The organism is Gemmatimonadaceae bacterium, from assembly GCA_035633115.1.
GTDB lineage: Bacteria > Gemmatimonadota > Gemmatimonadetes > Gemmatimonadales > Gemmatimonadaceae > UBA4720.
Genome location: DASQFN010000045.1, coordinates 18,774 through 37,710, shown reverse-complemented (window position 1 = coordinate 37,710; position 18,937 = coordinate 18,774). Strand labels below are relative to the sequence as shown.

At 61.8% G+C, this 18,937-nt stretch carries 19 protein-coding genes; 8 read left to right on the top strand and 11 right to left on the bottom strand.

The genetic code is table 11. The features are described from left to right. The 6 genes from VES88_03755 (at position 1) to VES88_03730 (ending at position 6,336) form a co-directional block, all read left to right on the top strand. Positions 1–747, top strand: coding sequence for an ABC transporter permease (locus VES88_03755; protein ID HYN80592.1), 747 nt, complete (start codon positions 1–3; stop codon positions 745–747). A gap of 79 nt (positions 748–826) precedes the next feature. Further along, complete coding sequence (locus VES88_03750) at positions 827–2,356, top strand: NCS1 family nucleobase:cation symporter-1 (GenBank protein HYN80591.1); 1,530 nt, start codon at positions 827–829, stop codon at positions 2,354–2,356. 5 nt (positions 2,357–2,361) lie between these two features. Continuing rightward, positions 2,362–3,231, top strand: coding sequence for a nitrilase-related carbon-nitrogen hydrolase (locus tag VES88_03745; GenBank protein ID HYN80590.1), 870 nt, complete (start codon positions 2,362–2,364; stop codon positions 3,229–3,231). A gap of 157 nt (positions 3,232–3,388) precedes the next feature. Further along, a complete protein-coding gene (locus VES88_03740; protein ID HYN80589.1) occupies positions 3,389–3,745 on the top strand; it encodes a nucleoside triphosphate pyrophosphohydrolase family protein in 357 nt (118 codons plus the stop codon). Positions 3,746–3,883: 138 nt separating this feature from the next. Further along, positions 3,884–4,585, top strand: a complete 702-nt coding sequence (locus VES88_03735) for a TonB family protein (GenBank protein HYN80588.1) — start codon at positions 3,884–3,886, stop codon at positions 4,583–4,585. Between the two features lie 155 nt (positions 4,586–4,740). After that, on the top strand, positions 4,741–6,336 hold the full coding sequence (locus VES88_03730; protein ID HYN80587.1) for a tetratricopeptide repeat protein: 1,596 nt from the start codon (positions 4,741–4,743) through the stop codon (positions 6,334–6,336). Positions 6,337–6,412: 76 nt separating this feature from the next. On the opposite strand, the gene VES88_03725 is transcribed toward VES88_03730, so the two are convergent. The 11 genes from VES88_03725 to VES88_03675 form a co-directional block, all read right to left on the bottom strand. Then, positions 6,413–7,444, bottom strand: coding sequence for a bifunctional oligoribonuclease/PAP phosphatase NrnA (locus VES88_03725; protein ID HYN80586.1), 1,032 nt, complete (start codon positions 7,442–7,444; stop codon positions 6,413–6,415). After that, positions 7,437–8,975, bottom strand: a complete 1,539-nt coding sequence (locus VES88_03720) for an amino acid permease (GenBank protein HYN80585.1) — start codon at positions 8,973–8,975, stop codon at positions 7,437–7,439. Before VES88_03720 ends, VES88_03725 begins: the two co-directional genes overlap by 8 nt. Before the next feature lie 182 nt (positions 8,976–9,157). Then, positions 9,158–10,717 (bottom strand): IMP dehydrogenase, encoded by a 1,560-nt coding sequence (gene guaB, locus VES88_03715; GenBank protein ID HYN80584.1) that lies wholly within the window; start codon positions 10,715–10,717, stop codon positions 9,158–9,160. A gap of 37 nt (positions 10,718–10,754) precedes the next feature. Then, entirely contained in the window at positions 10,755–11,588 is an 834-nt protein-coding gene (locus VES88_03710) for an alpha/beta fold hydrolase (GenBank protein HYN80583.1), read from the bottom strand. Positions 11,589–11,897: 309 nt separating this feature from the next. Then, on the bottom strand, positions 11,898–12,344 hold the full coding sequence (locus VES88_03705; protein ID HYN80582.1) for a hypothetical protein: 447 nt from the start codon (positions 12,342–12,344) through the stop codon (positions 11,898–11,900). Positions 12,345–12,432: 88 nt separating this feature from the next. Beyond that, complete coding sequence (locus VES88_03700) at positions 12,433–12,903, bottom strand: DUF1232 domain-containing protein (protein ID HYN80581.1); 471 nt, start codon at positions 12,901–12,903, stop codon at positions 12,433–12,435. 46 nt (positions 12,904–12,949) lie between these two features. Next, positions 12,950–13,363: a DUF2281 domain-containing protein gene (locus tag VES88_03695; GenBank protein ID HYN80580.1), complete on the bottom strand. Its 414-nt coding sequence runs from the start codon at positions 13,361–13,363 to the stop codon at positions 12,950–12,952. Positions 13,364–13,391: 28 nt separating this feature from the next. Then, complete coding sequence (locus VES88_03690; protein ID HYN80579.1) at positions 13,392–14,450, bottom strand: D-Ala-D-Ala carboxypeptidase family metallohydrolase; 1,059 nt, start codon at positions 14,448–14,450, stop codon at positions 13,392–13,394. Next, complete coding sequence (locus VES88_03685; protein HYN80578.1) at positions 14,450–15,304, bottom strand: L,D-transpeptidase; 855 nt, start codon at positions 15,302–15,304, stop codon at positions 14,450–14,452. Before VES88_03685 ends, VES88_03690 begins: the two co-directional genes overlap by 1 nt. A gap of 10 nt (positions 15,305–15,314) precedes the next feature. Continuing rightward, positions 15,315–16,004 carry a hypothetical protein gene (locus VES88_03680; protein HYN80577.1) on the bottom strand — a complete coding sequence of 230 codons (690 nt, stop codon included), beginning with the start codon at positions 16,002–16,004 and terminating at the stop codon, positions 15,315–15,317. Further along, positions 16,005–16,574 carry an SH3 domain-containing protein gene (locus VES88_03675; GenBank protein HYN80576.1) on the bottom strand — a complete coding sequence of 190 codons (570 nt, stop codon included), beginning with the start codon at positions 16,572–16,574 and terminating at the stop codon, positions 16,005–16,007. A 77-nt stretch (positions 16,575–16,651) separates the two neighbouring features. On the opposite strand from VES88_03675, the gene gpmI reads away from it, so the two are divergent. Both gpmI and VES88_03665 read left to right on the top strand, forming a co-directional pair. After that, a complete protein-coding gene (gene gpmI, locus VES88_03670) occupies positions 16,652–18,214 on the top strand; it encodes a 2,3-bisphosphoglycerate-independent phosphoglycerate mutase (GenBank protein ID HYN80575.1) in 1,563 nt (520 codons plus the stop codon). After that, complete coding sequence (locus VES88_03665) at positions 18,211–18,912, top strand: hypothetical protein (GenBank protein HYN80574.1); 702 nt, start codon at positions 18,211–18,213, stop codon at positions 18,910–18,912. Before gpmI ends, VES88_03665 begins: the two co-directional genes overlap by 4 nt. The last annotated feature ends 25 nt before the right edge of the window (positions 18,913–18,937 follow it).

Below are 18,937 nucleotides of genomic sequence, written 5' to 3'. Positions count from 1 at the left end.
ATGCAGGGGCTGTGGCGCCTCATCTGGATCGAGATAAAGGTTTTCTTCAGAGAGCCGATGGGAGCGTTTGGCACAGTCATCGCTCCGGTTCTCATCCTCGTGCTTTTCGGTCGGATCGGAACCGCCGTGGCTCCCCGAGCGCAGGCAGCCGCCAGCACTTTCTTCAGGGTCAACGTTCCGGTTTTCGTTGCGATACTCATCGCGATCAACGCCGTTGTGTCGCTGGTGTCGATCATGTCGATATACCGGGAGAGCGGCATTCTGAAGCGGTTGAGCACCACGCCGCTCAGACCGCAAACGATTCTGACAGCGCACGTCATCGTGAAGCTCCTGCTGACGAGCGCGACGCTTGCCCTCACGTTCATGTTCGCGAGAGAATCGGTCTTGACTGACTCGGGTATTCCACTCGGACGATTCACGGTCGCAATGCTGATCGCCACTGCAAGCATCCTGTCAGTGGGATTCGTGATTGCGAGCATCGTTCCCACAGCGCGTTTTGCTCAACCGATCACCAGTATTCTGCTCTACCCGATGATCGCTGTCTCTGGCTTGTTCGTGCCGATGTCCGCTTTCTCTCCGTCGGTTCGGACCTTTGCGCGACTGCTGCCATTGACGCCCGCCGTTTCGCTGCTTCAGGGAATCTGGAAGGGCAACCCGTGGTCGATGCATCTTGGAGATATCGGCGCTCTTGCTCTCGTGTTCGTGATATGTACCGCACTGTCGGCCAAGATATTCCGCTGGGAATGACGGCAACGTAGAAAGACACACGTGGCTATCCCGGCGCCGTTTTCTTCTGTTTCTTGACACCGGGTACAGGCAAGTTGTATTGACCGGGCTGGAGCTCACTCACCGCGAGGAAGCGATGGTCGAAAACGAGACGCACGATGAGGAGCTCGCCTCCAGCCCGCTCTGGAATCCGGACCTCGCCCCGACCCCGCCGTCGCGCCGGACATGGTCCACTTACAACATCGCCGCGCTGTGGATCGGGATGGCCGTCGTCATCACCACCTACACGCTCGCGTCCGGTCTCATGCAGCAAGGCATGAACTGGTACCAGGCGCTGTTCACGATTCTCCTCGGCAACGTCATCGTGCTCGTTCCGATGATTCTCAATGCCCACGCCGGAACGAAGTATGGAATCTCGTTTCCTGTTCTGTGCAGGGCGAGCTTCGGGGTGCGCGGTGCGAATGTCGCGGCGATGCTGCGCGCAATCGTCGCCTGCGGATGGTTCGGCATTCAGACGTGGATCGGAGGCCTGGCGCTCGACGCGCTCATGACAGCGGCATGGGATGGATGGGCGCAGATCGGAATACACACTGCCATCGCCTTTGCGGTGTTCTGGGTGATTCAGGTCTTCATCATTCTCAAGGGGACCGAAGGCATCAAGGTTCTCGAGAGCTGGTCGGCGCCGCTGCTGCTCGCCGGCGGGCTCGCTCTTCTCGTGTGGGCGATACGAAACGGTGGCGGACTGACGGCAATTCTGGAAGGGTCGACGAGGCTTCGGGGCGGCGCGACGCCCTTCTGGACGCTCTTCCCCGCCGCGCTCACCGCGAATGTGGGCTACTGGGCGACACTTTCCCTCAACATTCCCGACTTCACGCGTTACGCGAAGAGCCAGCGATCGCAGGCGCTGGGTCAGGCGCTCGGCCTTCCGGGCACGATGGTTTTGTTCGCATTCATCGGCGTGGCCGTCACGAGCGCGACCATCGTCATCTTCGGCAAAGCGATCTGGGATCCGGTCGAGCTCATCACGCGGATCGGCTCGCCCGCCGTGATAATTTTCGGCGCGCTCATTGTTCTCGCCGCGCAGCTGACGACCAACATGGCGGCGAACGTCGTCTCGCCGGCAAATGATTTCTCGAATCTCAGCCCGAAGCGCATCAGCTATGTCACTGGCGGGCTCATCACCGCGGTCATCGGGATTCTCATGATGCCCTGGCGGCTGTATTCCGATGCGGCGGCGTACATCTTCACGTGGCTAATCGGTTACTCGAGCCTGATGGGCGCTCTCGGCGGAATCCTCATTGCCGACTACTGGATAATCCGGCGTCAGCAGCTGTCGGTCCGCGATCTCTTCCTGCTTGAGGGCCGGTACTCCTATGTTAACGGTGTTAACATTCGGGCTATCGCCGCGCTCGTCATCGCGATACTTCCCGTCGTGCCGGGCTTCGTCCGCGCCGCAACCACTCCCGGCGGCCAAGTGGCTAATCCGAACGTTTTCGACACACTCTACACTTATGCGTGGTTCGTCACGTTCATCCTCAGCTTCGCGGTTTATCTTTTGTTGATGCGCACGCAGCGGGCGGAGCGGCCGGTTGAAGCGCCTTCATTCAGTCATCCAATCACAGAGAGTTGAGCGGTATGCCCCGAGTCGTAAAATGCGGCCTCATCCAGGCGACTCATGCCTGCAGGACTGACGAGTCGCTGGACACGATTCGCGAGGCGAACCTCGCCAAGCACGTTCCACTGATCGAGAAAGCAGCAGCCGAGGGCGTCCAGATCATCTGCATGCAGGAGATCTTCACCGGCCCGTACTTCTGCGCCGAGCAGACCACGCGCTGGTACGAGTCGACGGAGGAGATTCCGGATGGGCCGACGACCAAGCTGATGCAGGAGCTTGCCCGCCGGCACAACATGGTGATCATCGTCCCGATCTATGAGGAAGAGTCACCGGGCGTCTACTACAATACCGCGGCGGTAATCGACGCCGACGGGACGTTCCTGGGGAAATACAGAAAGAACCACATTCCTCACGTGGCACCGGGATTCTGGGAGAAGTTCTACTTCAAGCCCGGCAACCTCGGTTACCCGGTGTTCAAGACGCAGTACGCCGACGTCGGCGTGTACATCTGCTACGATCGTCATTTTCCCGAAGGTGCGCGCGAGCTTGGCCTCAACGGTGCCGAGATCGTCTTCAATCCCTCGGCCACTGTCGCCGGATTGTCGGAGTATCTGTGGAAGCTCGAGCAGCCCGCGCACGCTGTCGCCAACGCGTACTTCGTTGGGGCCATCAATCGCGTTGGACACGAGCAGCCGTGGGATATCGGCGAGTTCTACGGCCAGAGCTACTTCTGCGACCCCCGCGGTCAGTTCCTCGCCAGCGGATCGCGCGATCAGACAGAGCTTGTAACGGCTGAGCTCGATCTGGACAAGATTCGCGAGGTGCGGAACGTCTGGCAGTTCTATCGTGACCGCCGGCCCGAGACCTACGGCGGCCTGGTAGCGCCTTGAGGATTTCGCTCATCGCTTTGCTGTTCGCCCTCAGCGGTTGCAGCGCGAAACAAAGCATGCCCGAGGGACAGGTTGTAGAGGTCGTCGGAAGCGACTACGCCTTTCAGGTCCTCGGCATGTATGGCCGGATTCGTGTCACCGGCTCACCCGGAAGCTGATGGAGAACTTCGAGGCCTTCGACGAGTATCAGGAGCTCGCATTGCGTACTGCGTCGCCGCAGAGCACGGAGTCGGAGCAGACAATGCTCGACGCAGCTGCTCTTGGACTGTCGGGCGAATCAGGCGAGATCGCCGACCACGTGAAGAAGATTCTGTATCACGGTCATCCGCTGGACGACGCGACGCGCGACAAGATCGCGAAAGAGATCGGTGACATCCTGTGGTATTGCGCCGTTGGCTCGAAGGGCATTGGTGTGAGCCTTTCGGACATTGCGCGAATGAATGTCGAGAAGCTCCGAAAGCGATACCCCGAGGGGTTCAGCACCAAGAACAGTCTGAACCGTCCGCACGGATAGCCATCAGCTGGATTAAGCCAGCGTTAGCGCCGGATTATCGCTAGGCGTTACATACCATTACAAGTCGGTGAATCGTGTTTTGAGCGATGGCGCACCGCGTCTCATATGCAGTACCTATTGGCAACCGGAGGAGACGCCATGCTCACTACTCTGCTGGAATCGAGAGCACATCGTACGCGAACAAGTCACTTCATGGTCGCGAGCGCGACCGTCCATACCGCAATCATCTTTGTCGCGGTGTACGCCACTGCAGTCGGCGCGGCCGCGGAGGCCAAGCCGGACGAGCCGGTCGTGATCCATTGGGTGCCCATGCCGAAGCAGGCGGCCCCTGTCTTTCCGAGGGCTCCACATAACTCGCCACGCGCTGCGAACGTCGGCCTGATACGGATGTCCCCCGCGTTCTCGGTTGACGTTCCGACCTCCCTTCCCTCGATCGAGGTCCAGATTGCTCCGGTGACATCGGAGCTCGTGCCGACTGCGACCGGGAATAGCGCCTCGACCAGTTTGTCGCGATCCGCCGCCTCAGGCGGCGAGGGACAGCGCGCCTACAGTATTACGGAAGTCGAAACCGCTGTCAGCATGATCGGCGAAACAGTCCCCGTTTATCCTTCCGCGTTGCGCGCTGCAGGAATTGAGGGAATGGTCGCGGCGGAGTTTGTGGTGCGCGAGTCCGGCAGAGCGGATGTGAGCTCGTTACGAATCATCACAGCAACTAACGATGCATTCGTCGAATCGATTCGACGGGCTCTCCCACGCATGCGCTTCCGCCCGGCGACAATCGGCGGCCGCGCCGTCGCGCAGCTGGTTCAGCAGCAGTTCGTGTTTCGGCTGGATCGCTAGCCGGCTGCGCTGCCTGGTCGGCGGGGACCTTCTTGCCAAGACTGGCAAGAGGCTCCTCTCGGGGAGGCGGCGCAACAGGCGACAGCCGGGCCCGGGGCTCTTGCGGGCGACGCAGGCGACGCTAAGATGGAGAAAGACGAAATAAGGGAGCTGATATGATCGTTCGAATCACCACCGCCCTGCTGCTCGTCGCCTCGAGCCTTCCCGGCCAGCAGGGGACCGTTCCACTCTACAAGGATCTCGGCAGCCACGCCAAGGTAGTGAGCACGAAAGTCCCGGGCGCTCAGCAGTACTTCAATCAGGGGTTTCGCCTGGTGTACGGCTTCAATCACGCGGAGGCGATCAGGTCGTTCACGCGCGCGACGGAGCTGGATCCCACCTGCGCGATGTGCTATTGGGGAATCGCGTACGCGTACGGCCCCCACGTGAACGCCGGGATGGACTCTGCGAGCGGGGTCAAAGCCTATGAAGCGGCGCAGAAGGCTCTCTCGGTAAGCCGCAACGCTGCGCCGCGGGAGCGCGCATACATTCGCGCTGTGGCGGCCCGGTACGCGGCCGTGCCGCCTGCAAATCGCGCCAGACTGGACACCGCGTACGCCAACGCGATGAGGGAAGTTGCCCGGAGTTATCCGAACGATCTCGACGCGGCTGCTCTCTACGCCGAGTCACTGATGGATCTGCGACCCTGGAATTACTGGACGCCGGCGGGGCAGCCGTATCCCGGCACGCGTGAGATCGTCCGCCAGCTCGAGCGGGTGATAGCGCGCAACCCGCGCCACCCCGGAGCGTGTCATTACTATATCCATGCAGTCGAGGCAGCAACTCCACAGCTCGCCGTCCCCTGTGCGGAGCGACTCGCCCGTCTGATGCCGGGCGTTGGCCACATGGTCCACATGCCGGCCCACATCTATGTCCGCGTGGGTAGATATGGCGACGCGGCGACGGCCAACGTCCACGCGATCCACTCCGACGAGGTGTTCATCGAGGGGCAGAAGCCGACAACGGTCTATTCCCTGGCCTACTATCCGCACAACATCCATTTCCTCGCATTTGTCTCGACGTTGGCCGGGAAGAGCGCGCAGGCAATCGAGAATGCGCGGGCGCTGAAGTCCAAGGTCAATCTCGACGTCGCACGATCGGTCGGAATGCTCCAGGAGATGGTTCCGTACTATGCGCTCACGCTCACGACGTTCGGGCGCTGGGATGAGGTGCTCGCCGAACCACTCCCGCCGTCCGACCTCCGCTTCCCGCTTGCGATAGCCTACTACGCGCGCGGGGTTGCACACGCAGCGAAGGGTCAGTTCGCCGAGGCGGCAGTCGCTCTCGACACAGTCAAGGCGATAGACGGGGCCACGCCGGTCGACGCTGAATCGAAGACGCCCGTCTCGATTGCCGTCCACGCTCTCATGGCGGAGATCGCAACGCGGAGCGGCAAGCACGCTGAGGCGATCGCGCACTTCCGCGAGGCGCTGAAAATCGAGGACGCCGGACTCTATTTCGAGCCGCCGAAATGGTACTACCCGATCCGTCAGTCACTGGGTGCTGCGCTCTTGAAGGCGGGGCGGAACGCGGAAGCTGAAGTCGTCTACCGCGAGGACCTCAAGAGGTTTCCCGAGAACGGGTGGTCGCTGTTCGGTCTTGCTGCCGCACTCCGGGCGCAGGGCAAGTCGGCTGAAGCGGCCGCCGCTGAGAGGCGGTTTGCCAAGGCATGGGCCGGAGCTGACGTCAAACTGACGGCATCGCGCTTCTGACGCGCAACGGGATACGGATAACCGGGGAAAAACCCGTAACCCGTATCCCGTCAAGCCGTTGCCCGTACCGGATTGTTTAGCTTTTCGAAGTTCCAATCGCCCCAACAAACTCCCTCGCAGCCGCAATGACATTGTGCCGCACTTCCTCGAGCGTCCCGGGAACAAGAGCACCGGACGCGCGAGCGTGCCCGCCCCCTCCAAAAAGCCGGGCAAACTCGTTGACATTGACCTTGCCGGTGCTGCGGAACGAAACCTTGATCTTTCCGTGACCAAGATCGCGAAAGAAAACCGCAAGCCTCGTCCCGCCAACAGACCGCGGATGCTCGGCGATTCCCTCGAGATCCTCTGACTTCAATCCGTATTCTTCAGCAGCGCCTGCAGCGACTGAAATCCACGAGATTCCGTAGGCGGGGTCCACTTCCAGAGTCGCCAACGCATCGCGCAAAAGATGCAGGCGTCCAATGGGCAGGGATGCATACAGGCGCCGGTACATCTCCTCCGGCTCGACTCCGGCGGCGAGAAGCTGGCTCGCCACGGCAAGGCACCGGGCGCTCGTGTTGCTGAACCGGAATCCGCCCGTGTCGGTGAGCACGGCGACATAGAGGGCGCTCGCAATCTCCGGCGTAATCTCGAGTCCAAGCGTGACGGCGACGTCGTAAATCAGCTCTCCCGTCGCGCAGGCCGTCGTGTCAGCCAGCATGTTCTGGGACGGCGGCTCGTCGCTCGGGATGTGATGGTCAATTACGAGCTTCGGGATTTTTAAGCTCCGCACTGTCTCGGCAAGCGAGCCAAGCCGCTTCACATCAGCGATGTCCACGACTATTAAAAGGTCGATACCGGCGAGCGCCGCAGGTCCCTTATCCGTTTCATCCGTCACATCCGTTCCCAACAGGAATCGGAAGGTCTCGGGCCACGGTGTGGGATTGACGATTCGGGCCTTGAGCCCGCGACTCTCGAGCAGCCGCGCGAGCGCTGCCTCGGAGCCGCAGCCGTCACCGTCGGCGTTGATGTGAGTGCTGATTGCGACAGAGCGCCCCGCGCGGAACTCCCGCGCGAGGCGCTCTATCGCTTCGGCTCGGTGTGGCGGTACCGATAGAAGATCAACCACTCGATTCGGTGGCCGCCACGCGCGAGTGCGCCTTCCCATATAGGAAGTAGATCAGGAAACCGAGTATGAGCCACACGATCAGACGGAGCCAGGTATCACCGGGCAGACTGACCATCATGTAGCCGCAGATGAGAATCGACAGGATCGGAACGAGCGGCACGAGCGGCGTCCGGAACGGTCGTGGAATGTCGGGACTCGTCCGGCGAAGCATGATAATTCCCGCCGATACGATGACGAAGGCCAGCAGTGTCCCGATCGACACGAGCTCTCCAAGCAAAGCGATCGGGAACGCGCCTGCGATAAGGGCGCAGACGACTCCCGTCAGAATCGTCGTGATGTACGGAGTCCGGAACTTCGGATGCACCTTGCTGAAGACCGGCGGCAGCAGGCCGTCGCGTGACATCGTGTAGAAAATTCTGGGCTGTGCCAGCAGCATCACGAGCACCACCGAAGCGAGTCCCGCAATCGCGCCGATGTTGATGATCGGACGCAGCCACGCCAGGGCTGGACCTGCAGCCGCGATCGCGACGAAAACCGGGTGCGGAACATTGAGATTCGTGTACTTCGTGAGGCCCGTCATGACGAGCGCCATCAGGATGTACAGAACGGTACAGATGGCGAGCGAGCCCAGAATTCCAATCGGCATGTCGCGCTGCGGGTTCTTTGCTTCCTGCGCTGCCGTCGATACCGCGTCGAATCCGATGTACGCGAAGAAGATCACCGCCGCCCCGCGGACGATGCCCCCCCATCCGTACTGCCCGCGCTCCCCCGTGCTCTCGGGAATGAACGGATGCCAGTTGTCGGAGTTCACGTACATGAAGCCGAATCCGATTACGAGCAGTACGATTGCGAGCTTGACGATCACGATGAGGTTGTTGAAGCGTGCCGACTCGCGGATGCCGATCACCAGCAGGGCGGTCACCAAGCCGATGAGTACCATCGCCGGCAGATTGACCACCCCCTGCACCGTGGAGTATTGGCAAACCTGTCCCGTGGCGACGCTTATCACTTCATTGGTCGTCGGGTTGAAGCAGATCTGCGATGGAACGAGGTTGAAGCCTCCGGCGACGCTGAGTGGCGCTCCGGTGAACTGAACCGGTATCCGGAAGCCGAGCTCGTTCATGAACGCCGAGAAATACCCTGACCAGCCGACGGCGACCGTAGCGGCGCCGAAGAGGTACTCCAGAATGAGATCCCAGCCGATGATCCAGGCTATGAGCTCGCCGAGCGTCGCGTATCCGTAAGTGTAGGCGCTGCCCGCGATTGGGATCATCGCGGCGAACTCCGCGTAGCAAAGTCCGGCGAACAGGCAGCCGAGTCCCGCGAGGATGAACGAATAGACGATGGCGGGTCCGGCGTAATTCGCCGCGGCTGTTCCGGTGAGAACGAAGATTCCCGCGCCGATGATCGCGCCGATGCCAAGCGTGGTGAGGTTCAGCGCGCCGAGCGCACGCCTGAGAGTGTGCTCGCCCTCTTCGGCGCCGGCTTCAGCCTGCAGGCTGGCAATGCTCTTCTTAGTCCAAATGCCCATGCGATTCTCCGGAAACCGGCGGATGTGGGACCTGCGAGGGACGCGGCGACGCTCAGCAGAATCTGCGCCTACTATACAGTAGACAACGGGATGCGTGGAGAAGTTGCTGCCCGAACTGAGAGGTTGTCAAGGAAACATCCGGGCGTTCCGGACTCTTACACCTTCACTACAAATTGCTTCGGCTACACCGAATAGTTGGGGGCTTCGCGAGTGATGGTTACGTCGTGCGGGTGCGATTCCCGCAGACCGGCGGCCGTGATGCGCACGAACTCCGCCTTCGTGCGCAGCTCATCGATCGTCGCGCACCCTACGTAACCCATCCCCGCTCTGAGCCCACCGACCATCTGGAAGAGGACGTCCGCTACGGGGCCCTTGTACGGCACGCGCCCTTCGATTCCCTCGGGTACGAGCTTCCGCGCCGACATCTCGCCTTCCTGGAAATAACGATCGGCGCTTCCGTCCTGCATCGCTGATAGACTTCCCATGCCGCGAATCATCTTGAACCGCCGGCCCTCCAGAAGAATCGACTCGCCCGGACTTTCCTCCGTTCCCGCGAGCATCGAGCCCATCATCACGCTCGATGCGCCCGCTGCGAGCGCCTTCACGATGTCGCCGGAGTATTTGATTCCGCCGTCGGCAATCACCGGTACGTCGCCGGCGCCCTCCACGGCATCGAGCACAGCCGTCAGCTGCGGGACTCCGACGCCCGTCACCACTCGCGTCGTGCAGATGGAGCCAGGCCCGACTCCAACCTTGACCGCATCCACTCCGCGCTCGACAAGGGCCGCTGCACCGTCGCGCGTCGCCACGTTTCCGGCGATGAGCTGAATCTCGGGGAACATCTCGCGCACGTCGGCCACCGCGTCGAGCACGCCGCCGCTGTGCCCGTGCGCCGTGTCGATCACGAGCACGTCCACTCCGGCGTCAACAAGCGCTTTCGCTCGATCACGATATTCAGTGGCGCCAATTGCCGCCGCCACACGCAGTCTTCCGCGGTCGTCCTTGTTCGCGTTCGGAAATGCGCGCCGCTGGTGAATGTCGCGAGCAGTAATCAATCCGCGAAGCGTGCCCTTCTCGTCCACCACCGGAAGCTTCTCGATCCGGTGTTTGCCAAGTATACGCTCGGCATCCTCGAGCGTGGTTCCAACCGGCGCGGTAACCAGCTGCGAAGTCATCGCCTCCGAAAGTGCCTGGTCGAGATTCCGCTCGAACTGCAGATCGCGATTGGTGATGATGCCGACCAGGTGACCTTCCCGATTGACGATCGGAAGTCCGGAGATTCTGAATCGTGTCATCAGAGTGGCAGCTTCGCGAAGCGTCGCTTCGGGCGGCAGAGTGATCGGATTCAGAATGATTCCGCTCTCCGACCGCTTGACCCGATCCACCTCGGCAGCCTGCCGGTCGACCGACATGTTCTTGTGGATCACACCGATGCCGCCGCCGCGGGCCATCGCCATCGCCATCTCCGCTTCGGTGACGGTGTCCATCGCCGCGGATGCGAACGGAACGTTCAGCCTGATGCTGCGGGTGAAACGCGAGCTCGTGCTGACGTCCTTCGGATGGACTACGGAATGGCGCGGCGTAAGCAGTACGTCGTCGAATGTGAGAACGACGTCTTCGCGCACTCGTCCAGGTACTTTTTCAGGTGTGCCCGCGTCGGGCTGTTCCCTGAAACGCGAAGGCCCGCTGCCGGTTGCTGCCGGTTGAGCGGGCCTGGTTGTCGGACGAGTTGTAGTCGCCATAGCTGAATGTATGGCAGCGCCCGCTCTCAGTCCAGTGTCAGGGGCGCCGCCCGGGATTCAGGTAGCTCCTCAGGAAAGCCAGCGTCGCGTTCCAGCTCTCCCGCGCCTCCGGAGTATCGATACGGTTGAACGCGTGGCCGCCGGGCGGATCGACCCATTCACGATAGTAGAACAGACCCTCCGTGTGCTTCCCCGCGACGACCATCGAATCGCGGAGATTGCGAGTCTCGATGATCAGCACGTCGTCGTCGTTGGTCGCCGCATGCACGAGAAGTGGAGTGCGCAGCTTTCGCGCGTGAGCGATCGGCGAGCGCTCGATGTAAGGCTGCGGCCTCTCCGCGAGCGTCCCGCCAAACGCCTTTTGCGCGGCAAAGAGCCTCTCATACGCAGGCGAGTGCGTGCGAATTCGTGTCGGTAGGTCCGCCACCGGTACGTGCGCGACGGCAACCTTGAAAAACTCGGGATGCCTGAATATCGCGTGCAGCGTGATGAAACCGCCGTGACTCCATCCGATGATGCCGAGGCGCCCGAGATCCACGTACGGCACGAATGATCGCAGATACGCGCGCGCGGCGATCACATCGTCGATTTCCTTGCCGCCATAGTCGATCGAATCGTAAAAGGCTCTTCCGTAACCGGAGCTGCCCCGGTACTCCGGCGCGACGATGACGTACCCCTCGCGCACGAGAGAGCGGATGTGCCGCACATAGATGTCCTTGAGGTCGCCATGGATGCCGTCGTGCACGAAGAGGAGAGCCGCGCGCCTGCGGCTCGTGTCACGCGGAGCAAAAAAGTAGGCCGGGATCGGGAGCTTGTCGGCGCCGCTGTAGGTGATTTTCCTCACGACCATCTCGGGGCCAAGCTGGGTCATGAAGGAAAGGTCTGTCATCTGCTTGAAGAGGCGCTGGAGATCGAACTGATCCTGTGGCGCCGATGCCAGCGGCACCGGGAGAGGCGTTGGCTGTCGACCGCCGGGTGCGGCGCCGACCCTTTGCGGTAGTGTTGAACGGGACGGTGCGGATGGCTCGGGCGCCGAAGCGATTGGTCCCGACCAAGGTGTGCATGACGCGGCTGCGGAAGCGCACGCCAGCCACAGAAGATTCCTGACTCGGTGCACTCTCACGGCGTGGCTCGGAGCTCTACCGGGAGTGCGAAGGCGCTCGAGCCCTTGTGCGCCGGCTCAGAACGGTCGAGGCTCGTCCGCTATCGGGCGAGATGCTCCGCCGAAGGCAAGACTCATCTGCTTCACAATCGACCGCGCGTAAGTCGATCCCACGGGCGTCCCGAGGCGGCGGCTCGTGCGACCCGTTTCGCGCGAAGGCACAAATCGATTTTCGATCGTGAGCAGCACGTGATAGAGCTTCGGCTGGCCTGCTGCTTCACTCCGGTGCCCGGTGACCTTGACCCTCGAGATGATCTCGTAGCCGCTTGCGCGCTCCTGCTCATCGATTGGCTCGCGGGGTTGCCATTGGGATTCCATTTGCACGCCGGGCTGCCCGTCGTCGGCAGAAAAACGGTAGCCGAAAGGCTTCAACGTTGTCTCCGCCTTCGCCCGTGCGTCCTGAGCCGACGCCGTTCCCAGATCGTACGTGTAGCTGTCCGCGGCCGGCCGGATATTCATCATCATCGAGCAGCCCGTCGTCGTCGCGACGGCCGCGCACGTGCAGCACAGCGCGGTGATACGTCGCGTCGCAGCAGAACGACCGGGCGCCAATTCAGACGCGCCCTATTGCGCGGAGGCGACGTCGCATGCGCCGCGGGAGAAAAAAGGCGCAAGCCGCGAGAATGCGCTCGAGGTTGAGCGCTCGGAGCTCAGCCGCATCGCCGACCCAGTGGTCGGCGACGACCGCCTTGCCCGCGTTGCTGATAAGTCGCTGGATCGCAAAGATCAGCAGGAAGACGTCATCCACTTCTCCCAGGAACGGAATGAAGTCGGGCATGAGGTCGAGCGGCATCAGAATGTACGCGATCGCGCCGGCGACGACGAGCTTGTCGATGTTCGCAACCCGGCGATCCGTGATGAGACCGTACAGAAGCCTCAGAAAATTCGGAATCTCGCTCACGGTTCCCATCACGGTTCGCTTTGCGCCGGTTCTCGGACGGTTCGAGCTCTTTACTTCGGCCGGGATGGCTCGCGTCCTTCTGCCCGTTGGAGCGGCCGTCGAGGGAGTAGTCTTGCGGGCCATCACGTCACCTCTTTTCCGGTCGGTGTAACCCGCCCAATGTTGATTGTCACTTACGCTCGTCTCCCGGGGGTTTTGGCAGCTGACTCCCCAATTCGTGCGGCCCGCCCCGCGGTATGTCCGGGGGAGTGACTTCCGGCGGCTTCGGCTCGGCCGGCCCTCCGGTCGCAACGCCGATGATTTCACTTGCAACAGACTTGCCAGCCGCCGCGACATCGTTGATCGCGCCTACTGCCTTGTTCATGATGTTCATCGTGCCGCCAATCACATTTGCCGACATTTTCCCCGCTCGAAGCGTGTCCTCCATTCCCTCGGCGAACCTTTTCAGAGGATTCGAGGACTGGCTCGACCGTTGAGCGTACTTCGACTCCAGAAAATCGATGAAGTCGAAGATCTGGTACACGCGCTCTTCAGGCAGAGTGTCCAGCTTCCTGATCAGCCTGTCCCGCAGAATATCGTTCATCGTCGGCTCCCCCTCCTCCCTCGCCCGCTTATCCGCGCCAGCGCGCCCGCTTACCGCGCGCGTCGATGTGCACGTAGGTGGTTCGTGCGTGCCCGCTCGTGTAGACCCCCAACCCACCTACGAGCTCGGGATGCTTGAGTTCCACGATCTCAACCGCGAGCCCAACCATCCGGCTGTCGAGTGAAGTCAGCTTCCCGTCGCCGTTGGCGTCAAGGATGAGGTCTGCAGCGTCACCGTATTGATGCTGGCTGTCTCGTGCCGCGCGCCTGATGCGGCTGTTGTACGCGGGCGCGCGAAACCCCGAATGTACGTCGAGCGCCAGACTCCTGGGCGCAGCCGAGCCGTGCCATCTCATGATTTCGGAGATCACGAGCTCCAGCTTGTCCAGCAGGCGGGGACTGACAGCGGCATACCGGGGCCACGTCTGCTGATTGTCGTGGCTCAGGAAATCGCCCACCCGAAGGTGCTTGCTTATCGGAAGACTCACGTCGCGCTCGGTAATCTCGAGAAACCCGGCCGGAGGATCCTGATTGCCCGCTAGCTTCTCCTTGAGATACGTTCCGATGCGATAGCCGTTGAGCATCGTCCCTTCCTTTTCCTTGAAAGGCACGAGCACGGCGAGCGTCAATCCGTCGATGATGCGAAGCTGGTCCCCCCGCACGAGTGCAAGGCGATAGAAGCCGGCCTTGAACGGAGCATTCACATCCGCGCCGACGAGCGGTTGCGGCCTGCCGGACGCGACGGTTTCGCCGAGTCTCACCCAGTCGTACTGCAGGGAGGTTGGGTCCCCATGCACGTCGAGCGGATAACGGATTCGCTCGCCGGGCAGTGCGAAACGGAGGAGAACTCCGCCACTCGTGCCGAACGCGGTTGATGACGGGACCGCAATGGGGAGCGCTTCAGAGAGAAACTTGCCGAACGGCTTCACTGCGAAGGGCGTGATGCTCGATCGGAACTGGACTGCGCCGAGCGTGGCCGCGACGACCAGCAGGATGGTAACGAAGGTTGCCGGCTTCGGCCGCTTGAAAAACGTGGCCTGCACGACGTTGCCCAGGTCTTGCGAAACTTCCGGCGCCAGGCCGGACATCAGTAGATGAAAACCGGCGTCCCCACCGGTACCATTTCGTAGAGCTTTTCTATATCCTCGTTGCGCAGGCGGACACAACCGTGGCTGACTGCTCGTCCGATTGTTTCGGGCTGGTTTGTGCCATGCAGCCCGTATCCGTCGCCGAGCTTCAGCCGGCGGGTTCCGAGGACACCGAGGTAACGCCGCTGCGTCGTGCCGAACGGCGGAATGATGATGTTGCCGTTGGCGACTATCTCCCGTCCGTCAGCCGCCTCCAGTGGAACGACCGACCCGTTCGGATACCGCCTCACGACCTCCGTGCCCGAGACCGTTATCACGGACCCGTCAGAGCTTGGAATCGCGCGTCCGCGCTCGAGCCGGACAACGCCGAGTCCGCGCTTCATCGCCTGTTCCTGAAAGTGCCAGTCGGGAGGAACCCACGCCGGATCTACTTCCTTCGCCTCCACCCTGAGACGTCCCCGCGGCGTCTCGAACTTCCACTCCTTGCCGCTGGCCCCCGAGACGAGAGTCTTCCCGCTGCCTGTCGCAACCTGCGTATGGAACAACACCTCGTTGCCCCGCTTGTACCACAGCTCGCGTTCGGCGATGCTGATCACGATGTAAGGCTGATTGGGTTGAGCCGCAGGGCTCGACACGAGGCGGTTCAGACTGTCCGTCGTCAAGCCAAGCTTGGCCTTCACTTCCTGAAGGACGTTCAGGTTGTCGTTGAAGACCATTCGATTCACGTCGCGCTGATAGCGAAGGTCTGCTGTTTTCGTCACCAGCATCGCGCTCGCCACCGTGGCCCCGGCGAAGCCAAGCAGCGTGATCCAGATCCACTTGCTGCCGTGCGTGAGAGTATTAACAAAACCCATTGTCACACCTTCAATAAAAGTATACGCGCATGCCGCGACTCAGATTCGGGCGAATCGCCTTCATGTCTGTGAGTCCGATGCGAACGTTGCCGGCAGGTATTGGCGAGGTATCCGTGGAAGCCACGTCCGTGCTCGCGGCTTCGATTGCACTTCCCCCTTCAAGGACGATTCTATTCTCATCGAGTCGCACAACCGTTCGCTGCCCGCGAGGTATCACCACAGGGAGAGAATCCGACCCCGGGGTCACACCGACCTCGGGTCCGAAAAGCGCCGCCATCTCACGTAGAACCGCGCCTTCCCGCTCGAGGTAAATCCTCCCGCTGTCGAGCGCCACACCCAGATGCAAAGACTTCTCCAGCTTTGCCTGTCGCTTCGCGAGCTCGATCGCAATGCGCGCTTTGTCCTGCTCGGCCTGCACTATGGCGTCTGTCCTTTCCCGCTCTGCTTCCGTCATCGCCCCGCGCAGCCGGTTCACCTCTTCCGTGTATGCGCGGCGCTTATAGACGAGAAACCCGTCGAGCATGAGAATGGCGAGCAGCGCGAGGATGAGCGTGAAGACGAACCCGGGATACGACTGCCTGAAGTCGCGCCAGTTACCGCGACGGCGGTCGCCCTCGCGTCCCTTTGCAGGGTCTCGACGACTGCCCGGCTCGTCCTGCGGCTGACCCGGTCCGCCGCGAGTGCTGTCGGGTGATTCCATCTACTTTCTCGTCACGCTTTGAAGATCGAGAATGGGCACTCCTGCCGGCTCACTGCGCCCGTTGCGGATTCTCGCAACCACCACGACCTCGGCCATCGCGGGAAGATTTCGAACGCTCGGCAAGAGGCCCGGGGGCACCGTGAGGTATACCAGACTCTTTTCGACGCCGGGGCCGAGGGCCAGGAGATAGGGCTCGCCGGGCGAGAGTCCAACCCGCAAAGCGTCGGCGGTCTGAAGCGACACTGCCTGAACGTTCCAGCGCACGAGCTTGCCTTGCGCAGCCCCGGGATCGCTTCGGATGTCAGCGGCGCTCAACGGACGAAGCGAGCTGTCGGCGACCACGAGGTCCGACTCGCGCACCCATCCCTCGAGCTTTACCCTCACCCAGCCGCGATCGCGAGCGATTACCTCGACCGTCGAGCCACGGTTCACCTGACCAACTACCGGTGAGGGAGCTGCGTCGGGGCCTGGTGCCGAACGCATCGGGGTGACCCGGGCCGCGTTGTAAAGTGCCTCCTGCGCGGAGACCGCGGGCGCGGCAAATAACGCGAGAACAAATAGAATGCGCATCGCTGGATGGTGTCTTTTAGGGGGGGTACATTTGGCGGCCGGCTTCTAACGTACAATGTTACCCTCATCGAGCAATAATGGCCCGAGATATATCGCGTCCGGTTGCACTGATCGTCCTCGACGGCTGGGGCTACCGGAGAGAGACCGAAGGGAACGCGATTGCACTGGCCAGCACGCCCACGTGGGACTCGATATGGCGGCATCCCGTGCGCACGCTGCTCGACGCGTCGGGCACTCGCGTAGGCCTGCCACAAGGGCAGATGGGAAACAGCGAGGTCGGGCACCTGAATCTCGGCGCTGGCCGTGTCGTGATGCAGGACCTCGTGCGTATCTCGACCGCAATCGCTGACGGATCATTCTTCCGAAACGACGCTCTGGTCGCTGCCTGCCGCACCGCGCGTGAACACGGTCGGCCGCTCCATCTGCTCGGACTCATCGGGTCGGGTGGAGTTCACGCGATCGACACGCACCTTCTCGCGGTCATCGAGCTGGCCCGGCGTGAGCGAGTTCCGCGGGTCGCGATTCATGCATTCACCGATGGACGCGATACACTGCCCCGTTCAGCACTGGGATACATGCAGAAGCTGCTCGGTGAGATCGGAGGCGAGCGACGCAATGAGACCACGAGTGTGCGCGTCGCGTCGGTATCGGGACGCTATTACGCGATGGATCGCGATCGCCGGTGGCAGCGAACTGAGCTGGCTTATCGGGCGATAGTCGACGGGACTGGCCCGAGCGCGACCGATCCACTGGCAGCAATTCGTGCTGCGTACGACGCCGGTGTGACCGACGAGTTCATCGTGCCGGTTGTAATCGTCGAGAATCGAGTAGCTGTCGCGCCGATGCATGACGGCGATCAGGTGATCTGCTTCAATTACCGCTCGGACAGAATGCGGCAGATCGTGAGAGGTCTCACCGATCCGAAGTTCGACGGATTCGACATCTCCAGCAGGCGGAGCGTTTCCGTGACGACACTCACGGAATACGACCCAACCCTCAATGTCGCCGTTGCGTTTGCGCCGCAATCGATGGCGCGCATTCTCGCCGAGGTTCTATCGAACAACGGGCGGACGATGCTGAAGACGGCGGAAACGGAGAAGTACCCGCATGTGACTTACTTCTTTAACGGAGGGCGCGAGGCACAGTGCAAAGGGGAGGAGCGGATTCTCGTGCCGAGTCAAAAGGTTGCGACATACGATCTGATGCCGGAAATGAGCGCCCCCGGAATCACCGACGTTCTTTGCTCGGCAATCGCCCGCAGGGAGCACGACTTCATTCTGTGCAATTACGCCAACGCCGATATGGTGGGACACAGTGGCTCGCTGGCGGCGACGATCCGCGCGGTGGAAACCGTGGATACCTGTCTCGCGCGCGTTCTCGCTTCGGCGGAGAGCGCAGGCCTCAGGCTACTGATAACGGCCGATCACGGCAACGCCGAGATGATGATCGACCCCGAGAGCGGTGGTCCGCACACCGCGCACACATCGAATCCGGTGCCGTTCGTGGCGATTGGCGTTGACGATGTGCGCGCTTTTCGCGACGGCGGCGCTTTGTGCGACGTTGCGCCAACTATATTAGGAATGTTCGGCATGGATCAGCCGGAAGAGATGACTGGAACCCCACTTGGAGAGACCGGATGAAGCGTAGCTTGTTCGTGTTTGCAGTTTTTGCGGCGATTGCAGCGAGCCCTGCGGCGGCGCAGGTGAGCACAGGGTACCCGCCGGAGAGGAGCCCTTACCGCGATCTCGAGTACCATCATGAGGCAACGTTGTTTGGAGGATACTTTCGGCCGAGCTCCGATCCCGCCGGCGTGGCACCGAGAGGCGGCGGACTCGCTGGAGTCCGCTACGAGGTTGTCGTTGGAGGGCCGGCGCAGCTCGTTGTCCGCCTCGCGCAGGCATTCAGCGAGAGAAACGTGATCAACCCGACGGAGCCCGCTGCTACGCGTAGCCTTGGAGTTCGCAGCTGGCCGGTATATCTGGCGGACGCCGGAATCTCCCTCAACCTCACGGGGCAGCGAAGCTTTCACGGGATCGTTCCTGTGATTTACACGGGGCTGGGCATCGCCACCGACGCCGGCAAGAAAGTCGACGAGGATCCGTACAGACTCGGCACCACATTTGCCATTTCGGTTGCCGGTGGCCTGCGGTTCGTACCGGGTGGCCGTCTGCAGATTCGGGCGGACGTTGGTACTTACATGTATCAGATCAAGTATCCGAGTCAGTATTACTTTCTGACGAGCGACAATACTGCGGTGCTCGACGCCGATCAGGCCAAGAACTTCTGGAAGAGAAACGGAGCGTTCACGCTCGGAGTGTCGTACCTCCTCTTCCGATAACAGCCGGCGCTCCACGCGTCCGGCA

Bases quoted from the DNA above. Each gene is read 5' to 3' on its own strand.
- VES88_03755 (HYN80592.1), top strand. From the start codon at position 1: ATGCAGGGGCTGTGGCGCCTCATCTGGATCGAGATAAAGGTTTTCTTC.
- VES88_03745 (HYN80590.1), top strand. From the start codon at position 2,362: ATGCCCCGAGTCGTAAAATGCGGCCTCATCCAGGCGACTCATGCCTGC.
- VES88_03740 (HYN80589.1), top strand. From the start codon at position 3,389: ATGGAGAACTTCGAGGCCTTCGACGAGTATCAGGAGCTCGCATTGCGT.
- VES88_03735 (HYN80588.1), top strand. From the start codon at position 3,884: ATGCTCACTACTCTGCTGGAATCGAGAGCACATCGTACGCGAACAAGT.
- VES88_03730 (HYN80587.1), top strand. From the start codon at position 4,741: ATGATCGTTCGAATCACCACCGCCCTGCTGCTCGTCGCCTCGAGCCTT.
- VES88_03720 (HYN80585.1), bottom strand. From the start codon at position 8,975: ATGGGCATTTGGACTAAGAAGAGCATTGCCAGCCTGCAGGCTGAAGCC.
- guaB (HYN80584.1), bottom strand. From the start codon at position 10,717: ATGGCGACTACAACTCGTCCGACAACCAGGCCCGCTCAACCGGCAGCA.
- VES88_03710 (HYN80583.1), bottom strand. From the start codon at position 11,588: ATGACCCAGCTTGGCCCCGAGATGGTCGTGAGGAAAATCACCTACAGC.
- VES88_03705 (HYN80582.1), bottom strand. From the start codon at position 12,344: ATGATGATGAATATCCGGCCGGCCGCGGACAGCTACACGTACGATCTG.
- VES88_03700 (HYN80581.1), bottom strand. From the start codon at position 12,903: ATGGCCCGCAAGACTACTCCCTCGACGGCCGCTCCAACGGGCAGAAGG.
- VES88_03695 (HYN80580.1), bottom strand. From the start codon at position 13,363: ATGAACGATATTCTGCGGGACAGGCTGATCAGGAAGCTGGACACTCTG.
- VES88_03690 (HYN80579.1), bottom strand. From the start codon at position 14,450: ATGTCCGGCCTGGCGCCGGAAGTTTCGCAAGACCTGGGCAACGTCGTG.
- VES88_03685 (HYN80578.1), bottom strand. From the start codon at position 15,304: ATGGGTTTTGTTAATACTCTCACGCACGGCAGCAAGTGGATCTGGATC.
- VES88_03680 (HYN80577.1), bottom strand. From the start codon at position 16,004: ATGGAATCACCCGACAGCACTCGCGGCGGACCGGGTCAGCCGCAGGAC.
- VES88_03675 (HYN80576.1), bottom strand. From the start codon at position 16,574: ATGCGCATTCTATTTGTTCTCGCGTTATTTGCCGCGCCCGCGGTCTCC.
- gpmI (HYN80575.1), top strand. From the start codon at position 16,652: ATGGCCCGAGATATATCGCGTCCGGTTGCACTGATCGTCCTCGACGGC.
- VES88_03665 (HYN80574.1), top strand. From the start codon at position 18,211: ATGAAGCGTAGCTTGTTCGTGTTTGCAGTTTTTGCGGCGATTGCAGCG.